Source organism: Pseudomonas graminis (genome assembly GCF_013201545.1).
In the GTDB taxonomy this organism is placed as follows: domain Bacteria; phylum Pseudomonadota; class Gammaproteobacteria; order Pseudomonadales; family Pseudomonadaceae; genus Aquipseudomonas.
In genome coordinates this window covers 5,015,723-5,034,234 of sequence record NZ_CP053746.1, presented here as the reverse complement: position 1 = coordinate 5,034,234, position 18,512 = coordinate 5,015,723, and the positions used below count along the sequence as shown (strand labels likewise).

The window sequence follows — 18,512 nt, the reverse complement described above, 5'->3', positions numbered from 1 at the left end:
GCTCTGGCAGCAACTGCCGGAATCGGCTGATCGACACTCACGGCCTAGACGCGGGCGGCGGTAACGGCGGCCGAGCCCCAGGTGGTTCTCCAGCGACGCTTGACGTTCATCAGGCCGAACCAGGCCAGCACGCCAAGGAATGCGAACAGCCACAGGCCCAGTTGGTACTCGCCGGTGTTCTGCTTGATCGCGCCGAGCCCGGCGGCCAGCAGGAAGCCACCGATGCCGCCGGCCATGCCGATCAGGCCGGTCATCACGCCGATCTCTTTGCGAAAACGTTGCGGCACCAGTTGAAAGACCGCGCCGTTACCAGCGCCCAGGCCGAGCATGGCCGCGACGAACAGCGCCAGTGCGGCCCATGAGCTGGGCAGGTTGAAACCCACGGCGGCGATGCAGATCGCGGCGACGGCGTACATGCCTGACAGCGTGCGAATCCCGCCAAAGCGGTCGGCGAGGGCGCCGCCCAGTGGCCGCATCATGCTGCCGCCGAAGACGCAGGCGGCGGTGTAGTAACCGGCGGTCACCGGGCTCAAACCGTATTGATCGTTGAAATAGCCGGGCAGGGCGCTGGCCAGGCCGATGAAGCCGCCGAAGGTCACGCTGTAGAAGAACATGAACCACCAGCTGTCGCGGTCGCCCAAGGCCTTGAAATAGTCAGCCATGGATTTGGCTTTGGGCCGTTCGGGGGCATTCTTTGCCATGAGCGAGAACGCGATGAGGGTCAACAGCAGCGGCGCCACGGCAAAACCGAACACGTTGTTCCAGCCGAAGCTGGCCGCGAGTACGGGTGCGATCAGGGCCGCGAACACGGTGCCCGAATTGCCGGCACCGGCGATGCCCATGGCTTTGCCCTGGTGCTGCGGCGGGTACCACTGGGAGGCCAGCGGCAGCGCCACGGCGAAGGACGCGCCGGCCATGCCGAGGAACACGCCGAGCAGTAGCGCCTGTTCATAGCTGTGAATACCCAACTGCCAGGCGCCCAGCAGCGCGGTGATGACGATGACCTGGCCGATGATCCCGGCGGTCTTGGGCGAAAGCTGGTCGGCGAGCATGCCCATGATGAAACGCAGCACGGCGCCCGCCAGAATCGGCGTTGCGACCATCAGGCCGCGTTGCTGGGTGGTCAGGTGCAGATCGGCGGCGATTTGCACGGCCATGGGACCGAGCAGGTACCAGACCATGAAGCTCAGGTCGAAATACAGGAACGCTGCGAACAGTGTCGGTTTATGGCCGGCTTTCCAGAAACTCGTGTTCATCTAACACCTCATCTGCAGGGATTCGCGTTCGGTCGAGAGGTTGCTCGCACCGCTACGGGTCAGGTCTTGCAGGTGAAGCACCAGACCGGTACTCCACCCGCCCCGATGTGTTCAGGGCAAAAACGAAAAAACGCCGCAGCCCTGTGCGCTTTCGCGAAGGGGTGCGACGTCTTTGTCGTGAGTGGGCAACCGCCGTTGGTTACCTGTTGGTTCTACTTAGCAATACGTGGGCCAAATGAGCGACGGGCCGCGGTCTGGACTGAATAAGCAGGCGCGGCCCGGAAAGGAAGGCTCAGCCCAGCAGTTCACTCATGGCAATGATCTGCTCCGCCACTTGAATCAGCTTCTGCTGCCGGCTCATGGCCTGACGTCGCATCAGGGTGTAGGCCTCTTCCTCGTTGCACTGCTTCATCTTCATCAACAGGCCTTTCGCCGTCTCGATACGCTTACGTTCTGCCAGTTGCTGATCGCGGGCGTGCAATTGCGCGCGTAGGTCCTGATCGCTTTCGAAGCGGGCCATGGCGACGTCGAGAATCGGCTGCAGGCGTTGTGCGTGGATGCCTTCGACGATGTAGGCGCTGACCCCGGACTTGATCGCCTGGCGCATCACAACGGGGTCGTGCTCGTCGGTGAACATCACGATCGGGCGCGGCAGATCGCGGGTCACCAGCACCACTTGCTCCAGCACGTCACGGCCCGGCGATTCGGTGTCGATGAGAATCACGTCCGGACGCACGGCCTGGACCCGGGCGGGCAGGTCGATGATGAGCCCGGATTCGTCGATCACCTCAAAACCGGCTTCGGTCAGCGCGGCCTTAAGGCGCCCGACCTTTTTGGGCGTGTCGTTGATCAGCAGGATTCGCAGCATGGTGGCGTCTCCTCAGCGATCAGCATGAACGGGGGCGGAATCGGCCAGCGCGTGCAGCTTGAAGCTGCGGGCGTAACGCGCCGGGTCGCTGCCGTCCCAGATTTTGCCGTCGATCAACTGGCTGCTGCGCATGGGCGAAGGCGGTACGGCAATGCCCAGCGCCTCGGCGGCCTGGCTGTACAGCCCCAATTGCTGGACGCCGCGGGCGACGCCGAGGTAATCCGGGTCTTCACGCAGCAAACCCCAGCGGCGGAACTGGGTCATGAACCACATGCCGTCGGACAGCCAGGGCATGTTGACCCGACCGTCGCCATGGAAGCGGATGGCGTGGTGGTCGTGCCACTGGTTGCCGAGCCCGTCGTCGTATTCGCCGAGCAGCCGCGATTCGATGGTGCCCACCGGTGCATTGACGTACTCGGCGGCGCTGAGTAATTGCGCGGTGCTGCGCCGGTTGTCAGCGCTCTCTTCGATGAAGCGACTGGCTTCGAGCACGGCCATCACCAGCGCCCGTGCTGTGTTCGGGTACTGCTCGGCGAATTCCAAGCTGCAGGCCAGGACCTTTTCCGGGTGATCCGGCCAGATGGCCTGGGACGTCGCCAGGGTGAAGCCCAGGTTCTGCTGAACCGCGCTGGCACCCCACGGCTCGCCGACGCAAAAGCCGTCGATGCGTCCGGCCTGCAAGTGCTCGACCATCTGCGGCGGCGGCACCACCACGCTGTCGACGTCGCGCAACGGATGGATGCCCTGACTCGCGAGCCAGTAATACAGCCACAAGGCGTGATTGCCGGTGGGGAAGGTCTGGGCGAAGGTCAGTTTTGAGTCGCTTTGGTGCGTGCGCCGGTCCAGTGCATCAGGAGTGGTCACGCCCGCGTTTTGCAGCGACCGCGACAAGTTGATGCTCTGACCGTTCTGATTCAGCCCCATCAGCACCGCCATGTCCTTCGCCGGTCCGGCCAGCCCCAGCTGGACGGCGTAGACCAGACCGTAGAGGCTGTGGGCCGCATGCAGCTCGCCGCTCACCAGTTTGTCGCGCAGGTTGGCCCACGACGTCTGCCGGTGCAGGTTGATGTGCAGGCCATAGGGCTGGGCGAAGCCTTGGGTCGCGGCGACGATCAGCGAGGCGCTGTCGGTGAGCGCCATGAAGCCAAGGTCGACGCTGGCCAGTTCGGGTGCATCGCTGCCGTCGACCCACGTCAGCGAGGGGGTGAGCGTGTGGTTCATGAGTGCCATTCCGCGTGGAGGCCGAAGCGGCTTACAGCGCTGCCGATCGTCCAAAAAAAACGTCGCCTCGCCCAGGTTGAACCGGGGCGACAGCGACGTCATTGTCCTGTGTCTCGCTCCGCCGTTGGATCGAGTCGATGCAAGGATTAAAGCAAGCGATATGCCAGCGGCGAGCGGGGGTGCCAGCAAAGTTCTCGACATGCCTCGCGCTCCCCTGCAGCGGCGTTTATAATCCGCCGCTGATCCCAGCCGCAAACGAGCCGCGCCCGCCCATGTATAACCTGGCCCGCCAGTTACTGTTCAAACTCTCCCCGGAAACTTCCCACGACCTGTCCATCGACCTGATCGGCGCGGGCGGGCGTCTGGGGCTCAACGGCCTGTTCAACAAGGCGCCGATGCAATTGCCGGTGACCGTCATGGGCCTGCGCTTCCCCAACCCGGTCGGGCTGGCGGCGGGGCTGGACAAGAACGGCGCGGCCATTAATGGTTTTTCCCAGCTGGGCTTCGGTTTTGTCGAGATCGGCACCGTCACGCCGCGTCCGCAGCCGGGCAATCCGAAACCGCGCATTTTCCGTCTGCCCCAGGCGGATGCCATCATCAATCGCATGGGCTTCAACAACCTGGGCGTGGACAATCTGGTCAGCCGGGTGCAGGCCGCGCAGTACAACGGCGTGCTGGGCATCAACATCGGCAAGAACGTCGACACTCCGGTCGAGCGGGCTGTCGACGACTACCTGATCTGCCTGGACAAGGTCTACGCCCACGCCAGTTACATCACCGTCAACGTCAGCTCGCCCAACACACCGGGCCTGCGCAGCTTGCAGTTCGGTGATTCGCTCAAGCAACTGCTGGAAGCCCTGCGGGTGCGCCAGGATGCGCTGACTCAGATCCATGGCAAGCGCGTGCCGCTCGCCATCAAGATTGCCCCGGACATGAGCGACGAAGAAACCGTGCTGGTGGCCAGCGCGTTGCTGGAGTCGGGGATGGACGCGGTGATTGCGACCAACACCACCCTCAGCCGCAAGGGCGTTGAAGGTCTGCCCCACGGCGATGAAGCGGGTGGCCTGTCAGGCGCGCCAGTGCGCGAGCAGAGCACGCACATCGTCAAGGTGTTGGCCGCTGAGTTGGGTGGGCGCTTGCCGATCATTGCGGCTGGCGGCATCACCGAGGGCAGGCACGCGGCCGAGAAAATCGCCGCTGGGGCGAGTCTGGTGCAGATCTATTCGGGCTTCATCTACAAGGGGCCGGCGCTGATTCGCCAGTCGGTGGACGCTATCGCAGCAATGCCTCGATAATCATCTGAAACGAAAAGAGGGGTTCCGACTGGAACCCCTCTTGGGCCTTGGCCCGCCGCCCGGGTGGGACGTGCGTGGTTACGGTGAAGCGGTCAGATGTTTTAAAAACGTTGGTTCAAGAAGCTTTAGGTCAGGCTGTAACGTGAGGGTTGCGTCAGCCGACCGCGTGAAGTTCGTTGAGTCTGTGAATGCCCGCAGTGCCGGTCATACCGTCCCAGTTGTCGCCGCGTCCTTCTCGCCAGCCATTGATCCAGGCTTGACGCACTGACGGTAGAGTAAATGGGCAAAGCTCACGGGATTTACCGGATACGCCGTACTGGTATCCGCGCGAAAATGCTCTTTCCATCGGATCACGCTTAAGTCTTCTCATAGGGTGTTGCCCTCGTTTGTTGACTGTAATGTCCCTGGAGACCTCAGGTTGAGGTCCGGCAGAAAATCTTCTGCCGTTAGCGGCCCGCTGCCGGCGTCGCGGGCTTGATGCCACCGCCGTTGCGGCGATGACCTTGGGTGATTTCTAACCAATGAGCGGTACGCTGTGAATGATCGTTTTGTCATAAGAACGTAACCATTCAGGCATTACGACCATAAGCGCTGATCCGTTTCAGCGGTATTTTGACAGAGAGCCCCCTCAAAACGGGGCTTTCACGTGGTAGTGCAAGTGTTTCGCAATTGAGAGTGCTGGCCGTTGGCAGCCGGTGTAAAAACGACGAAGGGTCAGCGATGTGACTTTTTATTGCCGCCGCCGTCGTGCTGAATAGCGTTTTTTAATCATTTGTCGTCAGCGCTCACGTGCTGGCGGACCGTCGCACTCGAAATGTATCGGTGCGAGGGACAGGCACAAATTGTGTGCCGCGCAGGCGTCCTCCCTGAAAGGCGTCTGTTGCAATCGGGCCGGACAATGCGTTGTCCGGCCGCTATAGCCCAAGGCTCTGGAATACTCATGTCGGACCGTTACGAACTTTTCCTCACCTGCCCAAAAGGCCTCGAAGGCTTGCTGGCTGAGGAAGCCACCGCCCTTGGTCTCGAGGAAACCCGCGAACACACTTCCGCCATCCGTGGCACCGCCGACATGGAAACCGCCTACCGGCTGTGTCTGTGGTCGCGTCTGGCGAACCGGGTGCTGCTGGTGCTCAAGCGTTTCCCGATGAAAGACGCCGAGGACCTTTATCACGGGGTTCACGACATCGAGTGGGCGGACCATCTGGAGGCGGAAGGCACGCTGGCCGTTGAGTTCAGCGGTCACGGTTCGGGCATCGATAACACCCATTTCGGCGCCTTGAAGGTTAAAGACGGCATTGTTGACCGCCTGCGCACGGCAGACGGCATACGCCCCTCGGTCGACAAACTCAATCCTGACCTGCGCGTGCACCTGCGTCTGGACCGGGGCGAAGCGATTCTGTCCCTGGACTTGTCCGGCCACAGCCTGCACCAGCGCGGCTACCGTTTGCAGCAGGGCGCCGCGCCGCTCAAGGAAAACCTGGCCGCCGCGATCCTCATCCGCTCGGGCTGGCCGCGCATTGCCGCTGAGGGTGGCGCGCTGGCTGACCCGATGTGCGGCGTGGGTACTTTTCTGGTCGAAGCCGCGATGATCGCCGCCGACATCGCGCCCAACCTCAAGCGCGAGCGCTGGGGTTTCTCCGCCTGGCTGGGCCACGTGCCGGCGATCTGGCGCAAGCTGCATGACGAAGCGCTGGAACGTGCGCAAGCGGGTCTGGCCAAGCCGCCGCTGTGGATTCGTGGTTATGAAGCCGATCCGCGGCTGATTCAGCCGGGCCGCAACAACGTCGAGCGCGCCGGCCTCAGCGAGTGGATCAAGATCTACCAGGGCGAAGTGGCGACCTTCGAGCCGCGTCCCGACCAGAACCAGACCGGTCTGGTGATCTGCAACCCGCCTTACGGCGAGCGTCTTGGCGACGAAGCCAGCCTGTTGTACCTCTACCAGAACCTCGGTGAGCGCCTGCGTCAGGCCTGCCTGAACTGGGAAGCGGCCGTGTTCACCGGTGCGCCCGATCTGGGCAAGCGCATGGGCATTCGCAGCCACAAGCAATACGCGTTCTGGAACGGCGCACTGCCGTGCAAGCTGCTGTTGATCAAAGTGCTGCCGGATCAGTTCGTGACCGGCGAGCGTCGCACCCCGGAGCAGCGTCAGGCCGAGCGTGAGCAAGCCGCTTATGACCAGACGCCGGACATCGCCCCGGAGCGCCAGTACAACAAGAACGGCAACCCGATCAAGCCGACGCCCGCACCTGCGCCGGTCATTGAGCAACCGCGCCTGAGCGAAGGCGGGCAAATGTTTGCCAACCGCCTGCAGAAGAACGTCAAGGCGCTGGGCAAATGGGTCAAGCGCGAGGCGATCGATTGCTACCGCGTCTACGATGCGGACATGCCCGAGTACGCCATGGCCATCGACCTGTACCACGACTGGGTCCACGTCCAGGAGTATGTGGCGCCGAAGTCCATTGATCCGGAAAAAGCGTCCATTCGCATGTTCGACGCCCTGGCAGCCATTCCCCAGGCGCTGGGCATCGACAAGAGCCGCGTGGTGGTCAAGCGTCGCGAACGCCAGAGCGGCACCAAGCAGTACGAGCGCCAGAGCGCCCAGGGCAAGTTCAATGAGGTCAACGAAGGCGGCGTGAAGCTGCTGGTCAACCTCACCGATTACCTGGACACCGGTCTGTTCCTCGATCACCGGCCGATGCGCATGCGCATCCAGCGCGAAGCGGCGGGCAAGCGCTTCCTCAACCTCTACTGCTACACCGCGACCGCCAGCGTGCACGCGGCCAAGGGCGGCGCGCGCAGCACCACCAGCGTCGACCTGTCGAAAACCTATCTGGACTGGGCGCGTCGCAATTTGTCGCTGAACGGCTTCTCGGACAAGAACCGTCTGGAGCAGAGCGACGTGATGGTGTGGCTGGAGGCCAGTCGTGAAGAGTACGACCTGATCTTCATCGACCCGCCGACGTTCTCCAACTCCAAGCGCATGGAAGGCGTGTTTGACGTGCAGCGCGATCAGGTGCAACTGATCGACCTGGCCATGGCGCGCCTGGCGCCCGGCGGCGTGCTGTATTTCTCCAACAACTTCCGCAAATTCCAGCTCGAAGAGACGCTGGTGGAGCGTTACGCGGTAGAGGAAATCACCCAGCACACCGTCGACCCGGACTTTGCGCGCAACGGCAAAATCCACCGCGCGTGGAAAATCACCGCGCGTTAACCGCTTGGTAGGGCGGATACAGCTCTGTTACTGCAGGACTGTATCCGCCTCTTCGCGAGCAAGCTCGCTCCCACAAGGGTCGTGTCCGACGCGGTCATTCGGTCGTACGCGCCTCCTCCGTTCGCTCCCACCCATTTCGCTTCCAATACAGACATTCAGGTGTCTGCACTTAACGCCGCCCAGCCCGGGTACTGACATCGACCCACACCGCCAGCACCAGAATGCTGCCCTTGACGATCATCTGCCAGTAGCTGTCGACGTCGAGCATGGACATACCGTTGTCGAGGCTGGTGATGACGAGGGCCCCGAGCAAGGCGCCGTAGACGGTGCCCGAGCCGCCTCGCATGGAGGTCCCGCCGATGAAGCAGGCGGCGATGGCATCGAGCTCACCCATGTTGCCCGCCGACGGCGAGCCCGCGGCCAGGCGTGCGGTGTTGACCAGGCCGGCGAGGGCGCACATGACACCCATGATGCCGAAGATCCACAACTTTACGGCCTGCACGTTGATGCCGGAGAGGCGCGTGGCCTCCATGTTGCTGCCCACCGAGTAGATGCGTCGGCCGAACACGGTCTGGCTGGTGATGTAGCTGAACACCCCAAGCAGGACCAACAGCAGCAGCACCGGCACCGGAATCCCGTCGTAGCTGTTCAGGGTGTAGACGAACCCGGCCAGGACGGCACCGATCGCCACCACCCGCACTGCATCCCGTGCCAGCGAGTGGGCGGCCAGCCCGTGCAATGCGCGGTTGGTGCGCTGACGCCAGGTCAGGAACAGCGTCAGGGCGAAGAGCAGCACGCCAAGCACGATGCCCACCATTGGCGGCAGATAACCCTGGCCGATGTAGACCAGTTCCGGCGACACCGGCGCGATGGTGGTGCCGCCGGTGATCCCCAGCAGAATCCCGCGAAACGCCAGCATGCCGCCCAGGCCGACGATGAATGACGGGATGCGCAGGTACGCCGTCATGCAGCCGTTGGCCAGACCGATCAACAGCCCGCAGCCGGCGACGATGCACAGGTTCAGCGGCAGCGGCACGTGGTACACCACGTCGAGAATCGCCGCCACGCCGCCGAGCAGGCCGAGCAACGACCCCACCGACAGATCGATCTCACCGCTGATGATCACCAGCACCATGCCGCAGGCGAGAATCCCGGTAATCGACATCTGCCGCAGCAGGTTGGACAGGTTGCGCGGCGTCAGAAAGCCTCCGTCGGTTTCCCAACTGAAGAACAGCCAGATGACCGCGATGGCGATCACCAGCGCGAGCATTTTGTAGCGGGTGAACAGTTGCTTGAGTTGATTCATTGACGCGCGTCTCCCACAGCACCGGGTCGGTCGTTATTGTTTTTGTCGGTCGCAGCCAGGCAGTCCGCGGACTGGCTGAGTGCGGCCGCGAGCAGCTGTTCCTGGGTCAGACCTTGGTTGATGAAATCCCCGCGCAGCTGGCCTTCGCCGATCACCAGCACCCGGTCGGAGACGCCGAGCACTTCGGCCAGCTCCGACGACACCATGATGATCGACACGCCGCTGGCCGCCAGCGCGCCCATCAGTTTGTAGATTTCGTATTTGGCGCCAACGTCTACGCCGCGGGTGGGCTCGTCGAGAATCAGCACCCGCGGCTTCGTCAGCAGCATCTTCGCCAGCACGGCTTTTTGCTGATTGCCGCCGGACAGGCTGGTGATCGGCAGGAACGGGCTCGCAGTCTTCAGGTGCATGCGCGCGATCTCCTTGTCGATGCTGCCCAGTTCGGCCTCGGCGTCGATCCGGGTCAGGTGGGCGAAGCTGTCGAGCACGGCGAGGGTGATGTTCTGGCCCACGCCCAGGTCGGGAATGATGCCCTGACGCTTGCGGTCCTCGGGGACCATGCACAGCCCTGCGCGGATGGATTTGAGCGGGGTGCGCGTGTCGATGGATTTGCCGTCCAGCCACACTTCACCGGTGTAGCGCCCCGGGTAGGCCCCGAACAGCGCCGAGACCAGTTCGGTGCGGCCGGCCCCGACCAGCCCGGCGATGCCGAGGATTTCCCCGCGCCTGAGCACGAATGAAATGTCATCCACGCGCTTGCGTTTCGGGTTGTCGACGTCGTAGCAGGTGACATGGCGCGCTTCGAAAATCACCTCGCCGACGGCGTGCGGTTCGGTGGGGTAGAGGTTGCTCATCTCGCGGCCGACCATCTGCGTGATGATTCTGGGGATGTCCATGTCGGCCATGGCCGTGGTTGCGATGTGCTTGCCATCGCGGATCACCGAGATGGTGTCGCAGACGGCGGCGACTTCATCGAGCTTGTGGGAGATGTAGACGCAGGCGACGCCCTTGGCTTTGAGCTCGCGAATGATGTCCAGCAGGACTTCGATTTCCGAGCGGGTCAGGGCCGAAGAGGGCTCGTCGAGGATCAGCAGGCGCGCCTGTTTGTTCAGCGCCTTGGCGATTTCCACCAATTGCTGATAGCCGCCGCCGTATTGCGAGACCGGCAGGGCCACGTTCATGTCCGGCACTTTCAGTTCGCGCATGAGGGCTTCGGCGCGGTGGATCATCGCCGGGTAATTCATGCGCCCGCCCGGCAGGGTCAGTTCGTGGCCCATGAAAATGTTTTCGGCCACCGACAGGTCGGGGACGAGGGTGAGTTCCTGGTGGATGATGACAATCCCGGCGGCCTCGGTTTCGCTGATGGATTGCGCCTTCAGCGGCTGGCCGTCCCAGAGGATTTCACCCTCCCAGGTGCCGTGGGGATAGACCGCCGAGAGGACTTTCATCAGCGTCGATTTGCCGGCGCCGTTCTCACCGCACAGGCCGACGCATTCGCCGGCCCGCACCTTGATGTCGATGCCATTGAGCGCCTTGACGCCGCCAAAGGATTTGACGATGCCGTTCATTTGCAGCAGGTAATCGGACATTTCGGGATCTCGCGCAGAAGCAAGCCAGTGAGGGATCAAGCTTCGCCCGCACTGGTTTTTACACAGCAGCTCTCACGGCCTCGTATTTGCTGAGACGGCGGGCAAATTGAGAAGACTACTTACCCGCGATCTGATCCTTGGTGTAGAACCCGTCCTTCTCCAGCAGATCGATGTTGTCCTTGGTCAGCGGCGTCGGGGTCAGGAGGATGGTGTCGACCTTTTTGGTGCCGTTGTCGTACTGCGAGCTGTAGGTCGGCTTCTCGTTGCGCGCCAGTTGCACCGACAGTTTTGCCGCTTCCGAGGCGATCAGTTTCAGCGGTTTGTAGACGGTCATGGTTTGGGTGCCGTCGATCACCCGTTTGACGGCTGCCAGGTCGGCGTCTTGCCCGGAGATCGGCACCTTGCCGGCCAGCTTCTGCGCGGCGAGGGCCTGAATCGCGCCGCCGGCGGTGGCGTCGTTGGAGGCGACGATGCCGTCGATCTTGTTGCTGTTTTTGGTCAGGGCGTTTTCGACGATGCTCAGGGCTTCGGTCGGGTTCCATTCCTTGACCCATTGCTGGCCGACGATCTTGATGTCGCCCTTGTCGATGGCCGGTTGCAGCACTTTCATCTGGCCTTCGCGAAGGACCTTGGCGTTGTTGTCGGTGGGCGCGCCGCCGAGCAGGAAGTAATTGCCTTTGGGCGCGGCCTTGAGCACGCCGGCCGCCTGCATTTCGCCGACCTTTTCGTTATCGAAGGAGATGTAGGCGTCGATGTCGGCATTGAGGATCAGCCGGTCGTAGGACACCACTTTGATGCCGGCCTTCTTGGCTTCGGCGACGGCGTTGGTCAGCACGGTGGCGTTGAACGGCACGATGACGATCACATCGACGCCGCGGGAGATCAGGTTTTCGATCTGGGAAATCTGTTTGCCTTCGTTGGCATCAGCGGACTGGACGTACACCTTGGCGTCCATTTTTTCTGCCGCTGCGACGAAGTAGTCGCGGTCCCGGGACCAGCGTTCGAGGCGCAGGTCATCAATGGAAAAGCCGATTTTCGGATGGGCCGAATCGGCCATGACGGGCAGGCTGAGCAGGGCCAGGGCACTGGCGAGCAGGGTGGTCTTGAAACTCTTCATGGGGTTGCGTCCTGTTATTTTTGTTTAGAGACACTTTTCGAGCATGTATGGGTTTGCCGGTGGAACTGTAGATACTGGCCGCGCGCCGCGAGCAGGGAATTGTCGTGAGAATGTAACCAACGCTATTCCCTTAGTAGGACCGGCTTTAGCCGGGAAGCTGTTGGCGTCACACCGCAAGATGGATGTTGCACGCATTGGCCTCTTCCCGGCTAAAGCCGGTCCTACGAAAAGCATCGCGTCCATCCAGCGGATTTGGTGATGACCTCGCCGGTCCTGCATGGGGATCGCGGGCGCCTGCTGTCAGGGATAGATAAACCGGTTCACCACGCCTTCGAGCATTTCCTGGCGGCCGCTCACGGCTTGCGGGTTGAGTTCGTTGTCCATGGCGTGCTGTGCCAGGGCATCCAGGCTGAAATCTCCCGACAGGACGGCGCGCCCGAACGGCTGGTCCCAGCCGGCGTAGCGCTGGTCCTTGAACGCCTGCAGCTTATCGTCCTGAATCATCGCCGCCGCCCGCTCCAGCGACAGCGCAAGCACGTCCATGGCCGCGACGTGGCCGTAGAACAGGTCGACCTCATCGAGACTCTGCCGGCGTACCTTGGAATCGAAGTTGTAGCCGCCATTTTTGAAACCGCCGGCCTTGAGGATCTCGTAGGTGGCCAAAGTCAGCTCTTCGACGCTATTGGGAAACTGATCGGTGTCCCAGCCGTTCTGCGGATCGCCGCGGTTGGCGTCGATGCTGCCGAAGATGCCGAGGGACGCCGCCGTGGCGATTTCATGGTGAAAACTGTGGCCGGCGAGGGTGGCGTGGTTGGCCTCGATATTGACCTTGATCTCCTTCTCCAGACCGAACTGCTGCAGAAAGCCGAACACCGTGGCCGTGTCGTAATCGTACTGGTGCTTGGTAGGCTCCTGGGGTTTGGGCTCGATCAGCAGGTCGCCGGTAAAACCGATCTTGTGTTTGTGCTCGACCACCATGCCCATGAATCGTCCCAGCTGTTCGCGTTCGCGTTTGAGGTCGGTGTTGAGCAGCGTCTCGTAACCCTCGCGACCGCCCCACAGCACGTAGTTCGAGCCCTTGAGCCGATGGGTCGCGTTCATCGCGCTGAACACCTGGGCGGCGGCGAAGGCGAACACTTCCGGGTCCGGATTGCTTGCGGCACCGGCCGCGAAGCGTGGGTTGCTGAAGCAGTTGGCGGTGCCCCACAGCAGGTGAATGCCGCTCTGTTCCTGATGGCGTTCCAGTTCGTCGACCATCTGCGCGAAGTTGTGGCTGTACTCTTTCAGGCTGGCGCCTTCGGGGGCGACGTCGGTGTCGTGGAAGCTGTAGTAGTCGATGCCCAGTTTGGAGAAGAATTCAAAGGCCGCGTCGGCTTTCAAACGCGCCAGCTCCATGGCGTCCCCCGGTTTGACCCATGGCCGCTTGAAGGTGCCGACGCCGAACATGTCGGCCCCCGGCCAGACGAAGGTGTGCCAGTAGCACGCGGCCATGCGCAGGTGTTCGCGCATGGGCTTGCCGAGGATAATTTTGTCGGCGTCGTAATGGCGGAAGGCGAGGGGCGACTCGCTGCCGGGGCCTTCGTAACGGATGGTGTCGATATCGGGGAAGCAGGGCATCGGGGTTTCCTTATTGTTTTATCGGCGGCGTTCTGCACGTTGTTGTTCTTGGCTGCTCCCGATACTAGCAACGGCCTCGTCGGCGCCGATTGCGAAAATCACCAACTCGGTGTTCGATTTTGAGTATTGAGATTCCCCCGGCGCAGGCCTAGTCTGTGCCGACTCGTTTCACAGGCCCTGGGAACAATAATGAAAACCGTCCCGCCCGCTCACCGCATCGCGCTGTTGTTCAACGGCGGCAAGGTCTACGACCGCGGCATCATCACCGGCATCGGCAACTACCTGAGCAGCACCCGGGCCTCCTGGGATCTGTTTCTGGAAGAAGATTTTCTCTGCCGGCTCAAAGGCATCGAGCGCTGGCAGGGCGACGGCATCATTGCCGACTTCGATGATCCGCTGATCGGCGAGGCGCTGGCCGGAAGTACTTTGCCGGTGGTGGCCGTGGGCGGTTCCTACGAGGACGAGCGGGCCTATCCGAAACACATTCCCTACGTCGCCACGGACAATTTCGCACTGATCAGACTGGCGTATGAGCACCTGATCGAAGCCGGTCTGACGCGCTTCGCCTGTTTCAGCCTGCCGGAAGCCCAGAGCAATCGCTGGGCCCAGGAACGTGAGAAAGCCTTCCGCCGGCTGTTGCAGCGCGATGGTTTGCACGGCGAGGTCTATCGCGGCCTGAGCACCAGCGCGCCGATGTGGGACAGCGCCGTGGAGCAGCAAATCACCTGGCTGCAAAGCCTGCCCAAACCCATCGGCATCATCGCCGTCAGCGACGCCCGCGCGCGTCAGTTGCTGCAGGCGTGCCTGACGGCGGGCATTGCGGTGCCCGAGCAGGTTGCGCTGATCGGCATCGACAACGACCCGCTGACCCGCACCCTCACGCGCGTGCCCCTCAGTTCGGTGACCCAGGGCACGCAAAGCATGGGGCGAACGGCGGCGCAGTTGCTGCACCAGATGCTCCACGGCATGCCCTCGACGGCCCGCCAGATTCTGGTGCCGCCCGAGGCCATCAACGTTCAGGCTTCCAGCCTGCATCAGCCGTTGGGTAATCCCTATGTCATGCAGGCGCTGCACTTCATTCGCCAGTACGCGTGCCAGGGCATCAAGACTGCCCAGGTTGCGGGCTACGTCGGCATTTCCCGTTCTTCGCTGGAATCGCACTTTCGCAAGGAGCGCGGCTGCAGCGTGCACGACGAGATTCTGAGTTTCAAACTCACGGCCGCCGCGTCAGGGCTGAAACACGGTGACGCGGCCATCGCCGAGATCGCGCAGAACTGCGGCTTCAAATCCGCGCAATACCTGCACACGGTGTTCCGCCGGGAATTCGGCTGCACTCCCCGCGAATTTCAGCAGGGCGAAGCAGCACCGATTCATTGATTTGCTTTAGGGCGCCCCGTTTGGGACGCGTCTGTCATAACAACGACAACATCACAGGAGTCATCGATGCATCCGATTCGTTTAGGGCTGGTGGGTTACGGCAAGATCGCCCAGGACCAGCACGTGCCGGCCATCCACGCCAGTGACCGCTTTGAGCTGGTGGCGGTGGCGACGCTGGGTCAGCGCTGTCCGGGCGTGCCCAATTTCAGCTCTCTGGCTGAGCTGCTCGCAGAAGGTCCGGCGGTGGACGCCATCGCCTTTTGCACCCCGCCCCAAGGGCGTTTTGCGCTGGTTGAACAGGCGCTGAAGGCTGGCAAACACGTGCTGGTGGAAAAACCGCCGTGCTCGACCCTGGGCGAAGCGCTCGCCCTGATCGACGAGGTCAATGCGGCGGGTGTCAGCGGATTGTTCGCCTGGCATTCACGCTTCGCCCCGGGCGTGCGCAACGCAGTGCAATGGCTGGAGGGCAAGACCCTTAAGCAGGTGCGGATCGACTGGAAAGAGCAGGTGCGCAAATGGCACCCGGGCCAGGCGTGGATCTGGCAGGCGGGCGGGCTGGGGGTGTTCGATCCGGGGATCAATGCGTTGTCGATCGTGACCGAATTGCTGCCCCGCGCGCTGTTCGTCGAATCGGCGAACCTCAGCGTGCCGAGCAACTGCCAGTCGCCGATTGCGGCGTCGTTGCAGATGCGCTCGGGTGAGAACGTTCAGGTGGTTGCCGAACTGGATTTCGATCACAGCGTCAACGAGCAGTGGAGCATTGAGTTGCATTGCGACGAAGGTGTGATGCGACTGGACGCGGGCGGCGCGCAGGTCAGCATCGACGGCGTGGCGCAGAGCGTTTCGGAGGAGGGCGAGTACCCGGCCATGTACGGGCACTTCGCGCGCCTGATCGACGCGGGCAAAAGCGATCTGGACCTGCAGCCGCTGCGCATCGTCGCCGACAGCTTTTTTGTCGGCAGCAAGGAGACGGTGGCAGCTTTCTACGAATGATCAGCGACTGTTGCCCGGTCTGGCGTACCGGATCGGGCTTCGGCGCTGACTGCAGGTCTGCGCGAAAGCGTTAGATATGCACCACGCCGGCCAGGGCGATGGAAAACGAAACGATAAGGGTCAACAGAATGGTCATGTTGATGGACATTGCGGGCAAATCCTTGTCTGGTTAATCAGTGCCGCCATCATCCGGATTTGCACAGGCAAACAGAACGGCGTTCGTGACTATGTTGGCAATCGATGGAAACAATAGTTCGGGGTTTTGCCAGGAACGCAGATGAAGTGGCGCATGCAGGTAATGTGGGAGTGAGCTTGCTCGCGAAGACGGCATTTCAGGCGCTGAAGATGCGGCGGATTTACCCAGGCCTTCGCGAGCAAGCTCGCTCCCACAGGATTTGCGGCAACTGATACATCTCTGGTGTGGTCATGATTGAGCAGAGCCCATCTTTCTGACGCGCTGCTTTCGCAAGGCAAACGCTGCCCTTGTGGGAGTGAGCTTGCTCACGAAGATGGCATTCCAGCCGCCGGAGATGTGGCGGATGTACCGGCCTCTTCACGAGCAAGCTCACTCCTACAAGGTTTGCGTCATTGCCTAATCCTCGGTAGCTGCCCCAGTCCAAGCCCAATCCAGCTAACCCCCTACCCATAAGGACCACCATGCCTTCCACCCCCATCCGCATCACCGATGAACAACTCCTCTCCGACAACTGGTACGTGCTCAAGAAATACAGCTTCGAGCTGCAACGCCGTGACGGCAGTTGGCAGTCCCAGACCCGCGAGGTCTACGACCGGGGCAATGGCGCGACGATTCTGTTGTACAACCTCGAACGCCGCACCGTGGTGCTGACCCGCCAGTTCCGCATGCCGGCCTTCGTCAATGGCCACAGCGGTTATTTGATCGAAGCGGCAGCAGGATTGCTGGACAACGCCAGCCCTGAAGAGCGCATCCGCATGGAAGCCGAGGAAGAAACCGGCTACGTCGTGCGTTCGGTGAAGAAGATCTTCGACGCCTTCATGAGCCCCGGTTCGGTGACCGAACGCATTCACTTTTTCATCGGCGAATACCAGCCCCATGATCGGGTCAGCGACGGCGGCGGGCTGGAAGAGGAGGGCGAAGACATCGAAGTCCTGGAGCTGGATTTCGAGCGGGCCATCGCCATGGTGGAAAGCGGCGAAATCAACGACGGCAAGACCATCATGCTCCTGCAGTATCTCGCGCTGAAATTGGTGCAGCTGGATGTCTAGTATTAAAACGCTGCGCAAGCAGAGACGCTGCGCGCGCCAGGTGACGGTTGAGCATAGCGATCGACTCTGGCAGACATAGGTCCTTTAGCTGCAAGCCAGTCATGCGGAGCCCTCTCACGTCTATATGTCGGGAAAAAAGCATTCACAGCTGAAACGTTTAACCATCGTTGCCACATTTATCCCGCCGAGACAGGATTTCTAAATAATGTCTAAAAATGCAGTTGAAGGATTTAAATGGCGAAGTAATGAGTTCTACCACTATCGGGTAATGGTTGGGGGAGGGGAATCAAACTTCGCCCCGTGGTTTCAGGGTAACTAGCAGGTAATTAACGACGTCTTCAGGATTTTTGAAAAAAAATTGTGCCGGGATTTCGATAATTATTGATTGACTCTAAAGCTCCCTTTGTTAATATTTTTCGAAAGGCCTGTTCGATGGTTTCAATAAAGACAAGGTGGTAAGACAGATGACTACACATAGGCGTAGGTGCTGGTCACATATAGCAGCGGGGGTGTTTGAAAGTGGTAATTCGCATAATGACTCCGTTGGGCAAGCATTGCTTCGTAGAAGTGGCTTAGAATTGGAGCGCATATTAGGTGAGGAAAGGCAGGAATTAGAGGCGTATTACTATATGCAGGGATCTATCAGAAGAATAAGCTGGCTCAAAAAAATGTCCGCTTGAACGGCGAGAACTACAAAGCATGTGTATTTTGTCTTTGTATGTAGTGAGGAAGTCTGTAGCAGACTTACCAGAATATAGATAGTTTAGCTCACGTTGCGAAGATGCTGACTGAGCCTGACTGAGGAACTGGTTGTAAATAACCGATTAAAAACCTCAGCTAAAACTTATGTTAAGGATAAAATCTTAATTCGTACAATTTCCCGAAGGGAGGAAGGACATGAGGCCATTAACGGCATACGAGATAGACTTGATTACGGGGGCGGATGGGCTAGCCGATGCAGCTGGTCTTGCCGCAAACATGGCTGGCGCCGGCGCTGCGCTTGGCGCTGGAATCGGGTCTGGAATTCCGGGCGTCGGGACAGCTGCAGGCGCAATAGCTGGAGGCGCATTAGGAGCATCATTTGCGGTGGGATATAGCATTGGTAAAGAAATAAATAGCGCAGCAAAATCATAAGTCGGCGACTGTAGGGACCTTAACATGGGTCCCTTACCAAGGTGGTGTGATTATGGAACATTTCATTAGAGATAAAACAGCTAAAATGACAGATCAAGAGAGACGTAAATTTGTCATTCAAGCCTGGTCAACGTCTTCATTGGTGTTTTCACTGATAGTATTAATGACGATATTCAATGACGGCGTATTTGGTGTGGACAAGTTGGTAGTGGCAGGCACAGTTGTGATGGTGGTATCGCCTATGTTGTTCGCTTTTTTCAAAGCCCATAGTCGGGCCGGTTAG

General features: G+C 60.9%; 14 protein-coding genes. 6 read left to right on the top strand and 8 right to left on the bottom strand.

From position 1 onward, the window contains the following. Nucleotides 1-44: 44 nt before the first annotated feature. The 3 genes from FX982_RS22330 to FX982_RS22320 all read right to left on the bottom strand — a co-directional run bounded on the left by FX982_RS22330 (nt 45) and on the right by FX982_RS22320 (nt 3,345). A complete protein-coding gene (locus FX982_RS22330) occupies nt 45-1,256 on the bottom strand; it encodes a nitrate/nitrite transporter (protein ID WP_172612634.1) in 1,212 nt (403 codons plus the stop codon). A 292-nt stretch (nt 1,257-1,548) separates the two neighbouring features. Next, nucleotides 1,549-2,124 (bottom strand): ANTAR domain-containing response regulator, encoded by a 576-nt coding sequence (locus FX982_RS22325; RefSeq protein WP_172612633.1) that lies wholly within the window; start codon nt 2,122-2,124, stop codon nt 1,549-1,551. Nucleotides 2,125-2,136: 12 nt separating this feature from the next. Then, nucleotides 2,137-3,345, bottom strand: coding sequence for a CmpA/NrtA family ABC transporter substrate-binding protein (locus tag FX982_RS22320; RefSeq protein WP_172612632.1), 1,209 nt, complete (start codon nt 3,343-3,345; stop codon nt 2,137-2,139). A 272-nt stretch (nt 3,346-3,617) separates the two neighbouring features. Between FX982_RS22320 and FX982_RS22315 the strand changes: the two genes are divergently transcribed. Further along, a complete protein-coding gene (locus FX982_RS22315) occupies nt 3,618-4,640 on the top strand; it encodes a quinone-dependent dihydroorotate dehydrogenase (protein WP_172612631.1) in 1,023 nt (340 codons plus the stop codon). Nucleotides 4,641-4,794: 154 nt separating this feature from the next. Here FX982_RS22315 and rmf read toward each other — a convergent pair whose 3' ends face one another. Then, nucleotides 4,795-5,010: a ribosome modulation factor gene (gene rmf / locus FX982_RS22310; RefSeq protein ID WP_074887169.1), complete on the bottom strand. Its 216-nt coding sequence runs from the start codon at nt 5,008-5,010 to the stop codon at nt 4,795-4,797. Between the two features lie 570 nt (nt 5,011-5,580). On the opposite strand from rmf, the gene rlmKL reads away from it, so the two are divergent. Further along, the gene (gene rlmKL, locus FX982_RS22305) at nt 5,581-7,851 is read left to right on the top strand and encodes a bifunctional 23S rRNA (guanine(2069)-N(7))-methyltransferase RlmK/23S rRNA (guanine(2445)-N(2))-methyltransferase RlmL (protein ID WP_172612630.1); all 2,271 of its coding nucleotides are present in this window, start codon (nt 5,581-5,583) and stop codon (nt 7,849-7,851) included. A 169-nt stretch (nt 7,852-8,020) separates the two neighbouring features. Here the strand turns inward: rlmKL and FX982_RS22300 are convergent, their stop codons facing one another. The 4 genes from FX982_RS22300 to xylA form a co-directional block, all read right to left on the bottom strand. After that, nucleotides 8,021-9,157, bottom strand: coding sequence for a sugar ABC transporter permease (locus FX982_RS22300; protein ID WP_172612629.1), 1,137 nt, complete (start codon nt 9,155-9,157; stop codon nt 8,021-8,023). Next, on the bottom strand, nt 9,154-10,746 hold the full coding sequence (xylG, locus tag FX982_RS22295; protein ID WP_254074853.1) for a D-xylose ABC transporter ATP-binding protein: 1,593 nt from the start codon (nt 10,744-10,746) through the stop codon (nt 9,154-9,156). Before xylG ends, FX982_RS22300 begins: the two co-directional genes overlap by 4 nt. A gap of 115 nt (nt 10,747-10,861) precedes the next feature. Next, entirely contained in the window at nt 10,862-11,863 is a 1,002-nt protein-coding gene (xylF, locus tag FX982_RS22290) for a D-xylose ABC transporter substrate-binding protein (protein WP_122534585.1), read from the bottom strand. Between the two features lie 300 nt (nt 11,864-12,163). Further along, nucleotides 12,164-13,480, bottom strand: a complete 1,317-nt coding sequence (gene xylA / locus FX982_RS22285) for a xylose isomerase (RefSeq protein ID WP_172612628.1) — start codon at nt 13,478-13,480, stop codon at nt 12,164-12,166. A gap of 189 nt (nt 13,481-13,669) precedes the next feature. On the opposite strand from xylA, the gene FX982_RS22280 reads away from it, so the two are divergent. The 4 genes from FX982_RS22280 (at nt 13,670) to FX982_RS22265 (ending at nt 18,512) form a co-directional block, all read left to right on the top strand. Further along, complete coding sequence (locus FX982_RS22280) at nt 13,670-14,857, top strand: XylR family transcriptional regulator (RefSeq protein ID WP_172612627.1); 1,188 nt, start codon at nt 13,670-13,672, stop codon at nt 14,855-14,857. Between the two features lie 66 nt (nt 14,858-14,923). Next, complete coding sequence (locus FX982_RS22275; RefSeq protein WP_172612626.1) at nt 14,924-15,850, top strand: Gfo/Idh/MocA family protein; 927 nt, start codon at nt 14,924-14,926, stop codon at nt 15,848-15,850. A gap of 657 nt (nt 15,851-16,507) precedes the next feature. Continuing rightward, entirely contained in the window at nt 16,508-17,095 is a 588-nt protein-coding gene (gene nudK, locus FX982_RS22270; protein ID WP_172612625.1) for a GDP-mannose pyrophosphatase NudK, read from the top strand. 1,186 nt (nt 17,096-18,281) lie between these two features. Then, nucleotides 18,282-18,512, top strand: a complete 231-nt coding sequence (locus FX982_RS22265) for a hypothetical protein (RefSeq protein ID WP_172612624.1) — start codon at nt 18,282-18,284, stop codon at nt 18,510-18,512.